A 17,935-nucleotide genomic window follows, 5' to 3' on the forward strand; every position below is an offset into this window, starting at 1 on the left:
TTGTCTTCCCATTGCACTTCCTCTCCGCCTAACTGCAATGATGTTAATTTGTATCCGGCATCTGGTGTGATAGTAAATTCATCACTGCTTTCATTAATTAAGACTTCAGAAGTAGGTGGTGTTATAGCTCCTCCGGTACCTGCCGTCGCAGTTACAGTAAAGTACTCTGTAAACGCTGCAACTAAAGATGCATCTGCTGTAACCGTAGAAATGGTATAAGTTAAAACACCTGCATTGTCTTCCCATTGCACTTCCTCTCCATCCAATAGCAAGGATGTTAATTTATAGCCAGCATCTGGTGTGATAGTGAATTCATCACTACTTCTTCCTTCAAGAATAACCGATGTTAACGGAGAAATACTACCACCATCTACAGCCGTAGCAGTCACTGTATAATAGGGCAAGAATGTTACATTAACAGCCTTATCTTCCCCAATGGCACTAATAGTATAACTAAATGTTCCATCACCATTGTCAATCATTTGGTCGTAAACACTTTCGCTATTTACAACTACATCAGAAACTCCGTTCCCTTCAACCGGCGTCATAATAATCTCTAAATCATCACCTGGCAAAACTGATAAATCAGTTGCAGGAGAAGTTGCCCCCAAACCAGTGGACGCTATTGTCACATCATAATAAACGTTTTCAATTGCCCCCATATCAACACGTGTCTTATAAACCCTGCCATTGCCAAGTAAATCATTCTCTGGCAGTTCAAGACCTGTAATATCAGGCGTACCTCCATTAAAACATGGTGATAATAGAGTTAATCGCCAATCTGCCGTTTCAAACTCAGCTTCTTCTTCAGGCGTTGAAGCTGCACCAGCAAACGTGGTTGGCATTACAAATACCTCTGCAGACGGATCTAACTCAACATTACTTTCTCCGCTGTTTGCATTACTTTCAACAGCTGTGTATTGAAATGTTGCTGTCACATCAGGAGCATAATCAATCTCGGTGCCTGAAGGATTACTTCCCTCATTGCTGCATATAATTGAATTAACAAATTCACCAGATCCAGATGGGGTACTTGGTGCATTACACAAAACACCTTGACCTAACCCAGTAACGCTAAGCACTTTGTTGCGGGTTACTGTTGTATTAATAACAGCAACTACTCCATTAATATATAATCCACCTCCGCTTAACTCAGCAGTATTGTTATTTATTAATGAGTTAACTATTAAAGCGCCATCATTGGCATACACTCCCCCGCCTCTCTCGCTCTCATTATCATAAACGTGACAAGTATTCAGTTCTGCAGCCCCAGACATAAGCACACCAGATCCGGTACTGGCACCATAGTTACCTTTGATTATTGTCTTTTTAGCTACTCCTCCATCCAAAAACACTCCAGTACCGTTGTTATTTTCTATTGTACAGCCATCAATAAGACCTCCCACATTATAAACCCCGGCATGCGAGGTAACTACAGTATTTTCAAATATGGTAGAACTTAATAGAGAAGCACCAGTATTTAAATAAACACCACCACCTCTGTTGGCATTGTTTTCACTAATCATACAGTCATCAAAAGAGCCACCTCCTGGCAATGCATAAATAGCACCTCCATTACCATCGGCTGAATTATTGATAAACGTACAAGTCGTATAAACACCTCCATTATAAGTTGCACCATCAGCATAGGTACAGATAGCTCCCCCATTATTACCTGCTGTATTTCCACTAAAAGTAATATTTGTAAAACTACTTCCACTGGAGAATATGCCTCCACCATCGTTATCGGCAAGGTTACCAATAAATTCACAATTAGTTATTAGCGACTCTTCATGCACATAAAGACCACCTCCTTTACCATTGTATTCAGATGATGAGTACCATCCTCGGTTATTGACAAAGTTGCATTTATCAAATACCGAAGAAACACAATAAGCACCTCCACCTAAACCACCTCGATTGTCGATCAAAGTACATTCAATAAAGGTTCCTCCATTTCTGGCGTATATACCTCCACCAAAATAATTAGAATCCTCGAAACCGACCTCGGCGCTTGCTGCATTTGCAATTCCGTTGCGGACTATAACACCTTCCAGTACGGCAGTTTCATTCGACAGGTTACCCAAAAACACAACATGATAAGAACGCTCTGAGCCCAAATCTCCATCAAGAATAGTTGCATTCTCTCCAATGGTCTCTCCAACCAGATCATATGTAAAATTAGAACGCTGATCTTCATCTGTTTCTGTACCAGCAAAACCACCAACAACTCTAACATTGTTTTTTAGGATAAACGACTTGTTTCGATTATCTGATGCATCTCCATTGAATATCTCTGTTGGAAAATAAATGCCTTTAGCTACCCAAACCTCTCGTATATCTTCAGTACCCTCGGCTGCTAATGCATTTATAGCTGCTTGCAAATCGTGCGTAGCTACATTCCAATCAGCGTGTTCTGCGATTGAACTATAAGGAACACCGTCAGTTTTTACATAAATGCGCTGAGCAAATGCGCTGGTTGAAAGCAATAGTAGACCAACTACTGCTGTTGATTTAATAATGTGTAAAAGTTTAATCATGGCTAGTAAGTTAAAATGTGTTAATGAAGATAACACAATTCTAAGTGCCTGAAGAATTCTTTACACCAACAGTAGATTATTAATGATAAAAGTAAGTAATTGATTAATAAACGATACACCTAAGTTAGACAAAAGGCTTCTAGACTGATAAAGTGCGATAATCAGCATTTACTTTACCATTTTGCAGGTTAAGCAGCTGCCGCTTCAACATTACTTTTGTCAGCCAATTGAGTTCATCAATAAATAGCTTCCCTTCCAGATGGTCGTATTCATGTTGAATAACGCGCGCTGCAAAACCGGCATACTCCTCTGTTATATGATTAAAAGCCTCATCCTGGTAGTGGATGCAAATCCTGTCTGGACGCTTTACTTTCTTATGAATACCAGGCAGGCTTAGACACCCCTCAGATAACTTGATTTTTTTTGAGCTGTAAAATTCTATGCGAGGATTGATAAAGGTTTTTTTAAAACCTTTCAATTCGGGATGTTCATCCTTAAACACATCTAAATCGATGACGAATACTCTAATAGAATGCGCAACCTGAGGAGCTGCTAATCCAATCCCATCCGTACGATACATCGTAGCCCATAAATCATTAATAAACTGCTGCAGATTTGGATAATCAGGCTCAATGGTATTAGCAACCTGCCTCAAAACCGGGTGGCCATACACAGCTATAGGTAAAATCATATATGCTTCTGTTCAAGGTATGTTTGCAAAATGATGGTGGCACTCACCTTATCAATCAAAGCTTTATTCTGACGAGCTTTTTTCTTCAATCCGCCATCAATCATCGCCTGGAAGGCTATTTTAGAAGTGAAACGCTCATCGACCCACTCCACCGGTAATTCCGGAAAATTCTTCTTCAATCGATTCACAAAGGGTTCAATGTACTTCATGGACTCAGATACCTCTCCGGTTGTTTGCGTCGGATAGCCCATCACAATTTTTTCAACCTCTTCATCTTGCATATATTTAACTATAAAATCAAATAGTTCATGCGAAGATACTGTGGTCAACCCATTGGCTATAATTTGCATTGGATCTGTTACTGCTACACCACTTTTCTTTCGACCATAATCGATTGCCAGAATTCTGCCCACGCTTTTTTTTCTACAAAGATAGAATTTACATTATAATTGCAGTCATCCAATTATACGAGACGAGCTATTAAGCAGTGATCAAAAAAAACAAAACTATTTTGTAACTAATTCATCGTTTGGCTTACTAATAGATAGAACAAACTAACAAAACATTGAAAAAGGAAGAACTATTTAACACCATTGTAGATGCTAACCAGAATCGGATACGGCGAATCTGTGCATATTACAATGAGAATGAAAATGACCAGCAAGATATGTTTCAGGAAATACTGATCAACATATGGAAGAGCCTGGACAACTTTAAAAACAAATCATCGATTAATACATGGGTCTATCGCGTTGCTGTCAATACAGCTTTAAGCTTTAACGGCAAATCATATAAATACATGCGGCTCATTGTGACTGCTGATATGGAAAACCTAAACGTCATAACTGATGACTCGGGCAAAGAAAAAAAGCTTCTTGAAGAACAACAATTAGAGCAATTACAAAATGAGTTGAACATCTTATCTGTAATTGACAAAGCACTTGTTTCATTAATGCTTGAAGGACTTAGCATGAAAGAAATCAGCGACATTATTGGCATTACCGAAGCCAATGTAAAGGTGAAAATACACCGCATTAAAGACGCCTTAAAAAGCAAACTAAATACCAAAAGATGAAAGAACATACAAATACAAGCGACAACAAAATATCGGGTTTAATAAAGCAACTTAAAGCAAAAGACACCAACTACTCTGCGATAAGTAAACGAATGCAATTGATATATTGGACGTTATGCCCATTATATCTTTTTATAATTATCATGCAAATTGTGGAGCATAGCCCATCAAAAGAGATTATCAGCAGTTTCTGCTTCTTATTCGCCATGGTTACTTTTGCCTTACTTTTTAGGAAATACCAAAAGGAATACGCCGAAGTTGATTATTCACAACCAACCCTGCTCATGCTAAAAAAAGCAGTGAACCGCTACGAACCATTCTCTTCCAGAACAATAGGCATAATACCCGGTATTCTGCTGGTTGATATTGGCTTGACCATTAAAGTAAGTGACCAAACAGATGCTCTTTTGACTCAATTGGTATTTATTGGTGCAGTTGGGATTGGTCTAGTTGCAGGTATGATATGGTGGTATATTCAATACAAACCACTAAGAGACCATGCGCAGCAACTCATTGATGATATAGAATCTGCCTGAGCATAAACACTTATTTTACTACTTGAGTAAAAACTTAGAAAGGTCGCCCAAATGAGCGACCTTTCTTATATTAATTCGTTATTGTATATAATTAACGAAGATTAGCTTGTGCTGCAGCCAAACGTGCGATAGGCACACGGAAAGGCGAACATGACACATAGTCTAAACCGGTACGGTGACAGAACTCAACTGACGATGGTTCACCACCGTGCTCACCACAGATACCTAACTTCAACTCAGGACGAGCTGCACGACCCTTCTGACAACCCATTTCCACTAACTGGCCAACACCTGTTTGGTCAAGCGCCTGGAATGGATCTTGCTTCAGGATACCTTTTTCGATGTAGATAGGTAAGAATTTACCAGCATCATCACGAGAGTATCCGAAAGTCATCTGAGTCAAGTCATTTGTACCGAATGAGAAGAATTCTGCTACTTCAGCTACTTCATTAGCAGTTAATGCAGCACGAGGAATCTCAATCATTGTACCTACCATGTAGTCAACTTCAACTCCTTTCTCTTCGAATACTTTAGCAGCAGTTGAACGAATCAACTCTTCCTGCATCTTAAGCTCTTTTACAGTACCAATTAATGGAACCATAATTTCGGGCTTCGGATCTAAACCTTCTTTCTTCAAATCACAAGCAGCTTCGATGATAGCACGAGCCTGCATTACAGTAATTTCAGGATAAGTGTTACCTAAACGACAACCACGGTGACCTAACATTGGGTTGAATTCGTGTAAGCCTTCTACTTTTTCAGTAACAACTTTTACATCAACACCCAATTTCTCAGCCATCTCTTTTTGAGATTCCAAATCGTTAGGAGTAAACTCATGTAATGGAGGATCCAGTAGACGAATAGTTACGCCAAATCCGTCCATCGCTTTCAAAATACCGTAGAAATCTTCACGCTGAATAGGTAATAACTTAGCTAAAGCTTCTTCACGACCTTCAACTGTTTCAGCCAAGATCATTTCACGCATTTTCCAGATACGGTCGCCTTCGAAGAACATGTGCTCTGTACGGCAAAGACCAATACCTTTAGCACCAAACTCACGAGCAGTTTGTGCATCAGCTGGAGAATCAGCGTTTGTACGAACGTACATACGAGTATTCTTCTCAGCTAAATCCATCATCTTACCGAAGTCACCGTCTAATGAAGGCGTGATAGTAGCAACTTTACCTTCATAAACAATACCTGTAGTACCGTTCAATGAAATAAAGTCACCTTCTTTATATTCAACACCATTGATAGACATTGATGAGCCTGTTACAGTTAAGCCTGCAGCAGAAGAAATACAACATTTACCCATACCACGAGCTACAACAGCAGCGTGAGACGTCATACCACCACGCTCAGTTAAGATACCCTCAGCCGCGTACATACCTTTTAAGTCTTCTGGAGATGTTTCGCGACGAACAAGAATTACTTTCTTACCATCAGCAGCCCACTTTTCAGCAGCATCAGCCGAGAATACAACCTGACCTGTTGCAGCACCCGGAGATGCAGGAAGACCTTTAGACAATTCTTTAGCAGCATCTAAAGCAGCCTGGTCGAATACAGGGTGTAATAACTCATCTAATTTGTTTGGCTCCTGACGTAAGATAGCTGTTTTCTCATCGATACGTCCTTCCTCCAACATATCGATAGCCATCTTAACCATAGCAGCACCTGTACGCTTACCGCTACGAGTTTGCAACATCCAAAGCTTACCATCCTGAACGGTGAACTCCATATCCTGCATATCACTGTAGTGATCTTCAAGCTTCTGCTGCACCTCATTTAATTCAGCATATAGCTCAGGCATAGCTTCTTCCATAGACAAGAAGTTTTTCTGACGCTCTTCTTCCGAAGTACCATTACGCTCTGCCCAACGCTGAGAACCAATTTTTGTAATTTCAAGAGGTGTACGTACACCAGCTACAACGTCTTCACCCTGAGCATTGATTAGGTATTCACCGTTGAATAAGTCTTCACCAGTAGCTGCATCACGTGAGAAACATACTCCTGTTGCAGAAGTCTCGCCCATGTTACCGTATACCATTGCCTGCACGTTTACTGCTGTTCCCCACTCGTCAGGAATCTGCTCCATACGACGGTAAAGAATAGCACGCTCAGTGTTCCAAGAATCAAATACTGCACAAACAGCACCCCATAGCTGATCCCAAGGATTTGTTGGGAAATCAACACCAGCATGCTCACGTACAACAGCTTTATACTTTTCTACAAGCTCTTTAAGATCTTCAGCTGTTAATTCTGTATCTAATTTATATCCTTTTGCTTCTTTTAACTCATCTAATACAACTTCAAAAGGGTTGTGCTCACCTTCTTCAGCCTCAACACCCATTACAACATCGCCATACATGTGGATGAAACGACGGTATGAGTCATATGCAAATTTCTCGTTTCCTGATTTCTCAGCAACAATTTTTACTGCATCGTCGTTCATACCCAAGTTAAGTACAGTGTTCATCATACCTGGCATAGAAGCACGCGCGCCTGAACGAACAGATAATAACAATGGGAAAGCCTCACCTGTAGAACCAAACTTAGCATTCATTACTTTTTCAGTAGCAGCTACACCAGCTTCTACTTCAGCTCTCATTAATTCAACAACAGCTTCTTTTCCTTTTAGATTGTACTCTGTACACACCTCAGTTGTAATGGTAAAACCGGCTGGTACAGGAACCCCGATAAGGTTCATTTCAGCAAGGTTAGCACCTTTACCACCAAGTAGATTTCTCATATCAGCCTTACCCTCAGCTTGTCCGTTACCGAAGGTATAAACGCGTTTATTGCTCATACTTAGATTATTAAGAATTTATTATAAAATAGTAGTTATCAATGCATTCTAGATGTTCTGAAGCAAAACTTCAAAAACCATACAAATAAACAAAAAATTTGGGAAAGTCACTAGTTTATGGGGTTTTCGTATGCGTTAATAAATAATAAATTACCTATGAGCCAGATACAAAAAAAAGCAGTCTAAAACAGACTGCTTTCATCATATTAATATCAAAAATTTTCGTTAACCAACGGGATACTTTTTCAGGTATTCTTTAGCATTCATTAAGTAATCAACATACTGTCCACGACGGTATGCATGCGGATCGTCCACATTCTTTTTACACAGTTTGCCTTTAAAATCATCTATTTTATCATAGCCCTTTTCTTTCATCCAGGCTGAAATATCCTCCAGCATTCGGGTGATTTGCACCACACCATTTTTATATACGGTACTCACTACCTGAACAGCATTGGCACCTGCCAACAGCATAGTTATTACATCTTCTCCATCATGTATACCAGTATTGCTGCAAATACTGCCATTAAGGTTACATGATAATAAGCCTGCAAAACGCAGTGCCAACCGGTTATCGCCTTTATGGCTTAAGTTATATGGCACACGCAGCTTTTCCTCTTTAATATCAATATCAGGCTGGAAAAGTCTGTTAAACAAAACAAAACCATCAGCGCCATTGTGATCCATCCGGTATACCACATTCATCATATTGGTATAAAACGGGCTAAGTTTAACACTTACTGGTATTTTCACAGCCGCCTTTACCTTTTTCAACACCTCAATTCTTTCATTCTCCACATCTGCAGGCGATTTCTCCACATCCGAAATGGTTGAGTAAAAGTTTAGTTCCAAACCATCTACTCCTGTTTCCTCAAGATACTTGGCATATTCCACCCAACTTACATCGTAGGTGCAATTTAAGCTGGCAAAAACCGGAATTGAAACAGTCTCCTTCAGTTTCTTCAAAGCCAAGAGATGCGCTTTGGGCCCTGAATGCTCAATATTTGGAAAAAGCGTCGTCATTTCGGCATGAATGTCATCAAACTCATGCAATTCCTCTTCCAGCTCGGCTGCTTCGAGATGAAGCTGTTCCTCAAATAGCGATTTATAGACAATCGCAGCTGCACCAGCCTCTTCTAACTTCTTGGCCATGTTCAAATCCAGTACCAAGTTGCTGGCTCCGATAATAATGGGGTTCTTAAGTTCAATCCCCATGTAAGTTGTTTTTAAATCCATATTAAAGGTGATATTAAAGGGTTATTTAATTTCTTTCATATTAACAACAAGCAGCTGAAATCAATTGTTTTACATTAAAGATAAATTAGTCTTTTTAAAAGAGCACGCACATATCAATGTACGTCCTTTATCTGGCAAAAGCAATTCTGTGAATAGCTATATAAAAGTGAAATAAGGGCATAAAAAAGCCGCTCCCAAACGGAAGCGGCTCTCATTATATCTGAAATTGAACAATTATTATTCAATCACTTCATATTCCAAATCATTCAAACGCTTATAAGAGCTGTAACGCCATTTAGCATTCTTTTCTGATTCTGCAAACAACACTTTTGCATCCTCAGGGAATGACTTAGCAAGAGCTGTATAACGAACTTCGTTCATTAAGAAGCTCTGGAATTTATCCCATTGTGGAGGCTTAGAATCTAAAGTAAATGGATTTTTACCTTCGTTCTCCAACATTGGGTTATAACGATACAAATGCCAGTATCCGCACTCAACTGCAGCCTTACCTTCGGCTTGTGTTTTACCCATACCAGTCTTTAATCCGTGAGCAATACATGGTGAGTAAGCAATGATTAATGATGGACCTGGGTAAGCTTCAGCCTCTTTAAGTGCTTTGAAGTACTGCGCCTGGTTAGCTCCAATAGCTACCTGAGCAACGTATACATAACCATAAGTAGTAGCCATCAGACCAAGGTCTTTTTTGCGAATACGCTTACCTGAAGCAGCAAACTTAGCTACAGCACCAACTGGTGTTGATTTAGATGACTGACCTCCTGTGTTAGAGTATACCTCAGTATCCATTACTAAGATGTTTACATCTTCACCAGAAGCAATTACGTGATCCAAACCACCGTAACCGATGTCATAAGCCCATCCGTCACCACCAAAGATCCAAACTGACTTCTTAGATAAGTAGTCTTTAAGCGCAAGAATTTCTTTAGCAACAGCATGGGACTCGTTTCCAAGAGCTACAACAACAGCTTTAGAAGCAGCAACATTTTCGTTACCATTATCCTTGGTTTCCAACCACTTTTCGAAAGCAGCTTTAGTCTCAGCATTAACTTCGGCCATTGACTCATTCATCTTACGCTCGATACGCTCGCGTAGTTTCTTCACACCAGTAGCCATACCTAAACCATACTCAGCGTTATCTTCGAACAATGAGTTAGCCCATGCAGGACCTTTACCTTCTTTGTTGGCACAATAAGGAGTAGCAGGAGCCGAACCACCATAGATTGAAGAACAACCTGTAGCGTTGGCAATCATCATGCGATCACCGTATAATTGAGTGATTAGCTTGATATATGGTGTTTCTCCACAACCAGCACAAGCACCTGAAAACTCGAATAATGGCTGAGCGAACTGAGAAGCTTTCACATTCATATCCTTAGGCATGATGCTGTCCTTAATAGACACTTCTTCTACCATATAGTCCCAACGTGTAATTTCAGCCTGTTGAGTTTCAAGAGGCTTCATCTCAAGAGCTTTTGTCTTAGCCGGACAAACATCCGCACAGTTACCACAACCGGTACAATCTAATGCACTTACCTGGATCCGGTACTGTAATCCGTCAAACCCTTTACCGTTAGCTTTCTTAGTAGCCGTTCCTTCAGGAGCTCCAGCTAATTCTTTTTCGTCTAATAAGTAAGGACGAATAGCAGCGTGAGGACAAACATAAGCACACTGGTTACACTGGATACAGTTATCTGAAATCCACTCAGGAACATCCACAGCAATACCACGCTTCTCGTAAGCCGTAGTACCAGCAGGCAATGTACCATCTTCGCGACCTTTAAAGATACTTACAGGCAGGTCATCACCTTTTTGTCCGTTAACCGGGAATACAAAGTCTTTGATGAACTGAGGTGCTTTCTCGTTGGTTGGAAGAACCACTTCAGCTCCTTCATTAGCCCAAGATGCAGGAATAGTGATTTCGTTTACTTCACCACCTTTATCAACAGCCTGGTAGTTCATATTAACGATGTTTTCACCTTTCATACCAAACGACTTTACAATTGCTTTCTTCATCTGCTCAACAGCTTGCTCGTAAGGTATTACGTTAGCAATCTTGAAGAAAGCAGACTGCATAATGGTGTTGGTGCGGTTACCTAAACCAATTTCCTTGGCAATGTGCGTTGCATCAATAGTATAGAATTTAATCTTGTGGTCGGCAATGTAACGCTTCACATGAGCTGGCAGATGCTCTTCTAACTCGGCCTCGCTCCATGAACAGTTTAATAAGAAGGTACCACCATCTTTCAAGCCCTTAAGCATGTCGTACATGTTCAAATAAGCAGGTACGTGACAAGCTACAAAATCAGGCGTATTTACCAAATATGGCGAACGGATTGGCGTATCACCAAAGCGTAAGTGTGAAATAGTGATACCACCCGACTTCTTAGAGTCATAAGCAAAGTAAGCCTGAGCATACTTATCTGTATTATCACCAATAATCTTAATCGAGTTCTTGTTGGCACCAACAGTACCGTCAGAACCTAAACCGTAGAATTTACCTTCAAAAGTACCTTCAGCAGCCAATGAAAATTCAGGTAATAAAGGAAGTGATGTATGAGTTACATCATCAACAATACCTACAGTAAACTGATTCTTAGGCTCTTCTTGCTTTAGATTTTCGAATACGCTCAACATCATAGCTGGCGTAGTATCTTTTGAAGATAAACCATAACGACCACCCACCACAATAGGGGCATTTTCTTTTCCATAGAACAGGTCGCGGATATCCAGGTATAAAGGATCGCCGTTTGCTCCTGGTTCTTTTGTACGGTCAAGTACTGCAATTTTCTTAACTGAAGTTGGGAATGCCTCGAAGAAATATTTAGCTGAGAAAGGACGATACAAATGTACCGCAATCAAACCAACTTTTTCACCTTTTGCAACCAAGTCATCAATTACCTCGCGGATGGTTTCTGTGATAGAACCCATAGCTACAATAATATTCTCAGCATCAGCAGCTCCGTAGTAATCAAATGGACGATACTTACGACCAGTGATTTCACTAATCTTATCCATGTAATCAGCCACCATATCAGGTAATGCAGCGTAGAATGGATTAGCAGCCTCACGCGCCTGGAAATATACATCAGGATTTTGAGCTGTACCACGAGTAACAGGATGCTCTGGGTTCAGTGAATTATCACGGAAAGCCTGCAACGCTTCCTGATCTACTAATGGTGCTAAGTCATCATTGTCTAATACTTCAATCTTCTGAATCTCGTGTGATGTACGGAAACCATCGAAGAAATGAAGGAAAGGAACGCGTGACTTAATTGAAGTTAAGTGAGCCACACCAGCCAGGTCCATTACTTCCTGTACCGAACCGGTTGCCAACATAGCAAAACCAGATTGGCGTGTTGACATCACATCAGAGTGGTCACCAAAAATAGATAATGCCTGAGCAGCCAAACTACGTGCACTTACGTGGAATACACCAGGCAGCAGCTCACCGGCAATTTTATACATGTTAGGAATCATTAATAACAATCCCTGAGAAGCTGTAAATGTTGAAGTCAATGCTCCAGCCTGTAACGAACCGTGAACAGCACCAGCTGCACCAGCTTCTGACTGCATCTCCTCTACCTTAACTGTCTCACCGAAGATATTTTTTCTTCCGGCCGCAGCCCATTCATCCACATTTTCCGCCATGTTCGACGATGGCGTAATTGGATAGATAGCAGCCACTTCACTGAACATATACGCGATATGAGCAGCGGCATGATTACCATCACATGTAATAAACTTTTTTTCTTTAGCCATTTTATATACTCCTAATAATTAATTGGTTATTTTAATTATATCGTTTCAAAATTAAAACTCTTAATACAGAAACCCGAACAACCACAATGGTATCCGATTGCCTTCGCCTACTTCAAGCATGTGATGTGCCAGGTACTCATTGGCGCCTAAAGGCTTTTTCAACATCGCATCATCACCTATATAAAATTCGAGTGCATTATTCACCTTAAAATCACTCACCTTCGACACATTAACTTCGTGACGATAACCTAACTGGTTAAGAAAGAACGTGCGATTCATGTTCAACTGACTCACATTACCATGCGTTACTGAATGGTACACATTCGGATTCTGAATATAAATCCTCGATGGCTTCTTGGTTGATTCATTATCCTCATACAGCATATTAATCAAACGCCCGTTCTTCAGGTAGTTCAGATAATTCATCACAGTAGCCCTTGACGTTTCAATCTCCTGGCTCAAACGGCTGACATTGGGTTGCAATGGAGCCGTTTTGGCAATGGAGTAGAGTAATTTACGCAATTTGGGCAAATACTTCAATTCAATTTGTTCAAGGTACGATATATCAATCTCAAGAATCAAATTGACATTCTTCACTACATTTTCAAGATAATTGCGTTTTTCCAAAAAGAATGGATAGTATCCATGCTCAAGGTAATCGTTGAAATAAGCCAGAGGACGTACCTGCGAAGTTATTTCAGTACTAATTGCTTCATGATTAGCTAATATTTCATCAAGCGAATAGGTTTGAAATTTATTTTTTGTAGCCAGGTTCAGGTTTTCACGAAACGAAAAACCATCCAATCGATACACAGCTACACAGCCCTTCAGGTCAGGATTCTGATCCACCAGTCGCATAACAGCCGAGCCACTGAAAACTATCTTCAGATCGTCAAAATTATCATAACAGTAACGCAATTCCTTTGACCATTCAGGGTATTTATACACCTGGTCAAGAATTAGTGTCTTACCTCCTTTCTTTCGAAACTCATCGGCGAATGAAATAATTGAGCGCTCGGTAAAGTAGAGATTATTGAGGTTGACATATAAACAACTCTTATCGTAACCAAAGTGCGCCTTAGCAAAATCAAGTAGAAAAGTTGTTTTACCAACACCACGGGCTCCTTTGATTCCAATCAGCCGGTGATTCCAATCAATTTCATTCATTAGCTCACGGCGAACTGGGCTACCAAGATGCTCTAAAAGATATCGATGTGTTTCAAAAAATGATTGCATTCCTTAAGATTATACCTACAAATCTAAAAGGATATTGCGGAAGATTGCAAACTCTACATTACAATTTTGACTAACTCCTGCTATTTATAATTATTAAAAATAATAAAGACAACACTTTCATTTTCAATAATAAATTGAAGAATTTTTTCCACATTAAAAGTTGAAATTTTTCTCTAATTATACTTCCTGATTTATTTTCCAACTCATAATCTATATCTTACGACCCCTTCAAATTTCTCTTTCTCTTAAAAAGATGAGCAAAAGCAGCTTTTAATTTCACCTTGGTAAAATGAAAAAAAGCTGCCCACAAAGAAGCAGCTCTATACAGTCTCAATTGTTGCCATTAAAATTGCAAGCGGTAACTAAAAAAAGGATAAACCATCGTCATCCCGTGTGATACCACTTTCTGCTTCTCGAAATCGTATGCCCAACCGAACATCTCTTCAGTCATCAGGGCATTTTTCGCCTGTAAAATAAGCACGTGTGATACTTTAGTTCGATTGATGCGATAGTTTACAGCTATATCCACAAACAGTTTATTCTCCTCCTGCCACTCAAAAGCTCTGCTTTCGTCAAGGATGACCATCTCAGATTGACGTGACAATTCCTGTTCAGGCGGTGTGAAACGGTTACCTCCCATGTATGCAACTTTTCCATTGAGACTTAAGAGGTTATTATCGCGAACCTTCCATTCCTTACCACCCAGCACATTGATAACCATATTGCGGTTGTAGGAAGTATTGCGCTCTATACCGTCGCCCCCTTTGTATTTCGAATCAAAAAAAGAACCTGTTACCATATAATAATAGCCATCTTTCATATAGCGTTCGATGGTTACATCAATACCAACATTACTACCGGTGCCATCATTCACCAATGGCTCATTAAAATACATGTTCCACTCGTAGTTGATAAGCGATTCCGAACTACCTGCTATCACCGGCACATCATAAAGCCGTTGGTAATAGGGCTCCAGTTTGATACTCATATTATCAGATACCCGCCAGTCATAAGACAATACAAAATGCTCGGCTTTGGTAACATTCAAATCCGGGTTGAGATAGTCCCCTGCATCGTTTTGAGCCAGATAAAAGCGCAATGGCTCCAAGCGACTGTGCTTACCATAGGCCAAACTGACCGAATGCTTTGGAATAAATCGCCAGGTGAGGCCGAGCCTTAGTTCAGGCATCAGCTCCTGATTCAGGCCGAAATAGCTAAAGTTAATTCCGGCATTAACATCAAATGTAGGGGCTATCCGGAACTTACTTTGCGTATAAGCCTGCATCATATATGAGTTATCTTTTTGATTGGCAATACGGATAAGATCATCCTCTACCCCGGGATTAGGATTCCCCTGAATATCAAGATCAAAACTGAGGTTAGTATAGGTCACACCTGTGCGGTTCGTGTGACGGTTACCAAACTTATGATTGAAGTAGGAGCTGGCAATCAAGCGGTAGTTTTGCTCATTGTGATTGGCAATGGGTATGATGCTGCCATCGCGCTGTAGCTGGTCGCTCACGTTGGTAAAGCCATCGTAGGCCCCGGCAATGCTTGAAAACAAATAGCTTTTCTGCCCGATATTGAGGCGATGATTCATCCCCATGGCAGCTATCTCGGAGCCAGTATCGTATTCATGATTATCCCATGATGTGGTCCATTCATTGGGATCCTCATCAGGATCAAAGGCCACACTACTCTTGCCGCCAATGCCCCAAACAGAGAATGTACCGGCATTGCTTGTTGGCAGGTGCAGCTTAAAACTCAAATCCTGATAAGTTGGCAGGCCCACATCCATATCAGCCAGCTGCCCAACAAGGCCCATGCTGGAGTAACGATAGTTAAACAGGTAGGAGGCCGCTCCACCTGCCTTAAAAGGTCCTTCAGAACCGATATCAATCCCCTGGCTCCCCACCTGAAAAGCCGATTCTCGCTTGTTGCTATTCCCCTTTCGCAGCTTCATATCAAACACCCCAGACATGGCATTACTGTAATCTGCAGGAAAAGCTCCGGTAAAGAAATCAGAGTTATCCAGCATATTAACACTGAATATGGTTTCAATACCACCGCCATTATTCACACCATTCAGGTGATTAGGAGCAGGAATCTCCACTCCCTCCAGGCGCCACAGAAGTCCTTTAGGCGCATTTCCTCGCACCACAATGGCATTGTCATTCACACCTTCGGCCATGGTAACTCCGGCAAATGAGCCCGCAAGCCTTGATGGATCGTTCCAGCCACCGGCAAATCGCCCGGCCTCTTCCACCGTAAAGGAGCGCGCCGACAGGGTGGCCATGCTATTCTGTGCCTTGTCCTTTCGTTGCTGCGGTTTAACAACCACCTCATTTAACTGCTGAAAAGTTTCTTTGAGCCCTACATTTAATACCACTTCCTTGCCTGAGCCAACCAACACTTCCGGCATTACAACAGGCTCGTAGCCCATAAAGCTTATCTGTATACTAAAGCGACCTACAGGCACCTTTTCTATTATAAAATTGCCATCCATGTCGGTGATGGTGCCTTGCTGTGGATCGGTATCCAATATCACCACATTAACACCCGGAATAGTCATCTCCGAATCAGCATCGTACACTTTACCTTTGATCGTTTGAAAAGGCTCCTGAGCAAAAATTACTCCACTAAAAACAATACCGAGTAGTAAAACAATCACTCCCCTAATTTTTACCATCTTGAATCAATTATAAAATTTTGAATTATTTAGAAAACTTAACAATGCAGACTGCACTGCTAAATCAGTATTCAACAAAGGCAAAAATAGAGTACTTTCAGGCATTCAATGTTCAGATTTATAAACCAGAACCACAAAGCATAATATTGATAGAGTGTTAATTACATCAAATCAAAACATATTTTACAAAGTCGAACCTGCTTTTTTATACTCAGAAGGGGTTTGGCCGGTCATTTTCTTGAACGTAGTATTAAAGGAAGTCTTGGAGCTGAAACCGGATTCAAAAGCCACACCTAAAATAGAGAGTTTATCATTCTGACTATCGATGAGCATCACCTTCGCTTTCTCAACCCTGAACTTATTTACAAACTGGAAAAAATTCTCGTTATAGCCCTTGTTGATAACATGCGATAGCTGATGCGATGTTATTTCGAGCATATCAGCCAGCTTCACCAGATTTAAATCACTGTCCAGGTAAGGCTTTTGTTCGCTCATCAGTCCTTCAAGCCGGCCTTTGATCTCATCAAGCCTATCCTCTTCCATCAGCTGTTTTTTAGGTTCCTGCTCATTGACATCGGCAGTTGCCTTGTTTTTAGGAAAAATCTGATGTTGCTTAAGCGAATTATACACGATAAAAAACACCACACCCAACACGGTGGCATTCATAAACAGGTTCAGTGGCAGCTCATAAAACAATAGGTTAAACACCGCCACAGCAAAGGTCATAAACAAAGTAGCGATGATGATATAAACCAACCATCTCAGATTAATTTCCTGTGTAGAAGATGCAAATTGCTCAATTCCCTTTTGGTGCTGATGAATTCGCAGTAATGAATACCCTAAGTAAAAGATAGCGTGGCCCAAAACAAACAACAGCTGTACAAACTGGTATTTATCATCCAGTTCACGGTTGAGGAATAATAGGGTCAGGTAAAAAGCCGGGATAATCATATACTTCCCAACATTCTTGCTCAACGAATAGCTTGAATTAGTAAAATAGGATACACTTACAAAAAATGCTATTGGTGTTAAAAACTGAAGGAAGTTGACAACCAGAAAGTTGTTCAATTCAACCTTAACCCCTACTATATTATACCATAACTCTTCGAACCAAAACGAAGCCCAGAAAATAAGAGAAACCCCCAACCACCTATTGGCCCTGATATTAACTTTCATCGGATTCGAAATAAGAATAAAAGCGAGCATTATTAATGCATAAAAGATGAGTGTTTCAATCAGTTTTACCACCATACCTACATCCTGACTATATTTATAAGCCTGCTAAATATAGAAAAATATAGCATGACAATTTGTGCCAAATTCGCTATCAAGTGAGAATATGTTTATCT

Annotated in this window: 11 protein-coding genes; 2 read left to right on the forward strand and 9 right to left on the reverse strand. The window is 40.5% G+C overall.

The annotated features are described in order from the left end of the window. The 3 genes from KDU71_RS18695 to ruvX all read right to left on the reverse strand — a co-directional run. A partial coding sequence (locus KDU71_RS18695) for a right-handed parallel beta-helix repeat-containing protein (protein ID WP_212192631.1) occupies nt 1-2,540 on the reverse strand: 2,540 nt, incomplete at its 3' end. Nucleotides 2,541-2,679: 139 nt separating this feature from the next. After that, entirely contained in the window at nt 2,680-3,231 is a 552-nt protein-coding gene (gene def / locus KDU71_RS18700; RefSeq protein WP_212192632.1) for a peptide deformylase, read from the reverse strand. Continuing rightward, on the reverse strand, nt 3,228-3,644 hold the full coding sequence (gene ruvX / locus KDU71_RS18705) for a Holliday junction resolvase RuvX (protein WP_212192633.1): 417 nt from the start codon (nt 3,642-3,644) through the stop codon (nt 3,228-3,230). Before ruvX ends, def begins: the two co-directional genes overlap by 4 nt. A gap of 152 nt (nt 3,645-3,796) precedes the next feature. On the opposite strand from ruvX, the gene KDU71_RS18710 reads away from it, so the two are divergent. Together KDU71_RS18710 and KDU71_RS18715 are read left to right on the forward strand one after the other, a co-directional pair. After that, on the forward strand, nt 3,797-4,306 hold the full coding sequence (locus KDU71_RS18710; RefSeq protein WP_212192634.1) for an RNA polymerase sigma factor: 510 nt from the start codon (nt 3,797-3,799) through the stop codon (nt 4,304-4,306). Then, nucleotides 4,303-4,842 (forward strand): hypothetical protein, encoded by a 540-nt coding sequence (locus tag KDU71_RS18715; protein WP_212192635.1) that lies wholly within the window; start codon nt 4,303-4,305, stop codon nt 4,840-4,842. Before KDU71_RS18710 ends, KDU71_RS18715 begins: the two co-directional genes overlap by 4 nt. A gap of 91 nt (nt 4,843-4,933) precedes the next feature. On the opposite strand, the gene ppdK is transcribed toward KDU71_RS18715, so the two are convergent. The 6 genes from ppdK to KDU71_RS18745 form a co-directional block, all read right to left on the reverse strand. Beyond that, nucleotides 4,934-7,648, reverse strand: a complete 2,715-nt coding sequence (gene ppdK, locus KDU71_RS18720) for a pyruvate, phosphate dikinase (RefSeq protein WP_212192636.1) — start codon at nt 7,646-7,648, stop codon at nt 4,934-4,936. 225 nt (nt 7,649-7,873) lie between these two features. Further along, nucleotides 7,874-8,884, reverse strand: coding sequence for a dihydroorotate dehydrogenase-like protein (locus KDU71_RS18725; RefSeq protein WP_212192637.1), 1,011 nt, complete (start codon nt 8,882-8,884; stop codon nt 7,874-7,876). 237 nt (nt 8,885-9,121) lie between these two features. Next, on the reverse strand, nt 9,122-12,661 hold the full coding sequence (nifJ, locus tag KDU71_RS18730; protein WP_212192638.1) for a pyruvate:ferredoxin (flavodoxin) oxidoreductase: 3,540 nt from the start codon (nt 12,659-12,661) through the stop codon (nt 9,122-9,124). Between the two features lie 60 nt (nt 12,662-12,721). Further along, entirely contained in the window at nt 12,722-13,897 is a 1,176-nt protein-coding gene (locus KDU71_RS18735) for an ATP-binding protein (protein ID WP_212192639.1), read from the reverse strand. Between the two features lie 343 nt (nt 13,898-14,240). Beyond that, nucleotides 14,241-16,586 carry a TonB-dependent receptor gene (locus KDU71_RS18740; RefSeq protein ID WP_212192640.1) on the reverse strand — a complete coding sequence of 782 codons (2,346 nt, stop codon included), beginning with the start codon at nt 16,584-16,586 and terminating at the stop codon, nt 14,241-14,243. Between the two features lie 183 nt (nt 16,587-16,769). Continuing rightward, nucleotides 16,770-17,762 carry a helix-turn-helix domain-containing protein gene (locus KDU71_RS18745; RefSeq protein ID WP_212192641.1) on the reverse strand — a complete coding sequence of 331 codons (993 nt, stop codon included), beginning with the start codon at nt 17,760-17,762 and terminating at the stop codon, nt 16,770-16,772. Nucleotides 17,763-17,935: the final 173 nt, after the last annotated feature.

The sequence above is a fragment of the Carboxylicivirga sediminis genome (assembly GCF_018156225.1).
Lineage (GTDB): Bacteria > Bacteroidota > Bacteroidia > Bacteroidales > Marinilabiliaceae > Carboxylicivirga > Carboxylicivirga sediminis.

Bases quoted from the DNA above. Each gene is read 5' to 3' on its own strand.
- KDU71_RS18740 (WP_212192640.1), bottom strand. From the start codon at position 16,586: ATGGTAAAAATTAGGGGAGTGATTGTTTTACTACTCGGTATTGTTTTT.
- KDU71_RS18715 (WP_212192635.1), top strand. From the start codon at position 4,303: ATGAAAGAACATACAAATACAAGCGACAACAAAATATCGGGTTTAATA.
- def (WP_212192632.1), bottom strand. From the start codon at position 3,231: ATGATTTTACCTATAGCTGTGTATGGCCACCCGGTTTTGAGGCAGGTT.
- KDU71_RS18735 (WP_212192639.1), bottom strand. From the start codon at position 13,897: ATGCAATCATTTTTTGAAACACATCGATATCTTTTAGAGCATCTTGGT.
- nifJ (WP_212192638.1), bottom strand. From the start codon at position 12,661: ATGGCTAAAGAAAAAAAGTTTATTACATGTGATGGTAATCATGCCGCT.
- ppdK (WP_212192636.1), bottom strand. From the start codon at position 7,648: ATGAGCAATAAACGCGTTTATACCTTCGGTAACGGACAAGCTGAGGGT.
- KDU71_RS18745 (WP_212192641.1), bottom strand. From the start codon at position 17,762: ATGAAAGTTAATATCAGGGCCAATAGGTGGTTGGGGGTTTCTCTTATT.
- KDU71_RS18725 (WP_212192637.1), bottom strand. From the start codon at position 8,884: ATGGATTTAAAAACAACTTACATGGGGATTGAACTTAAGAACCCCATT.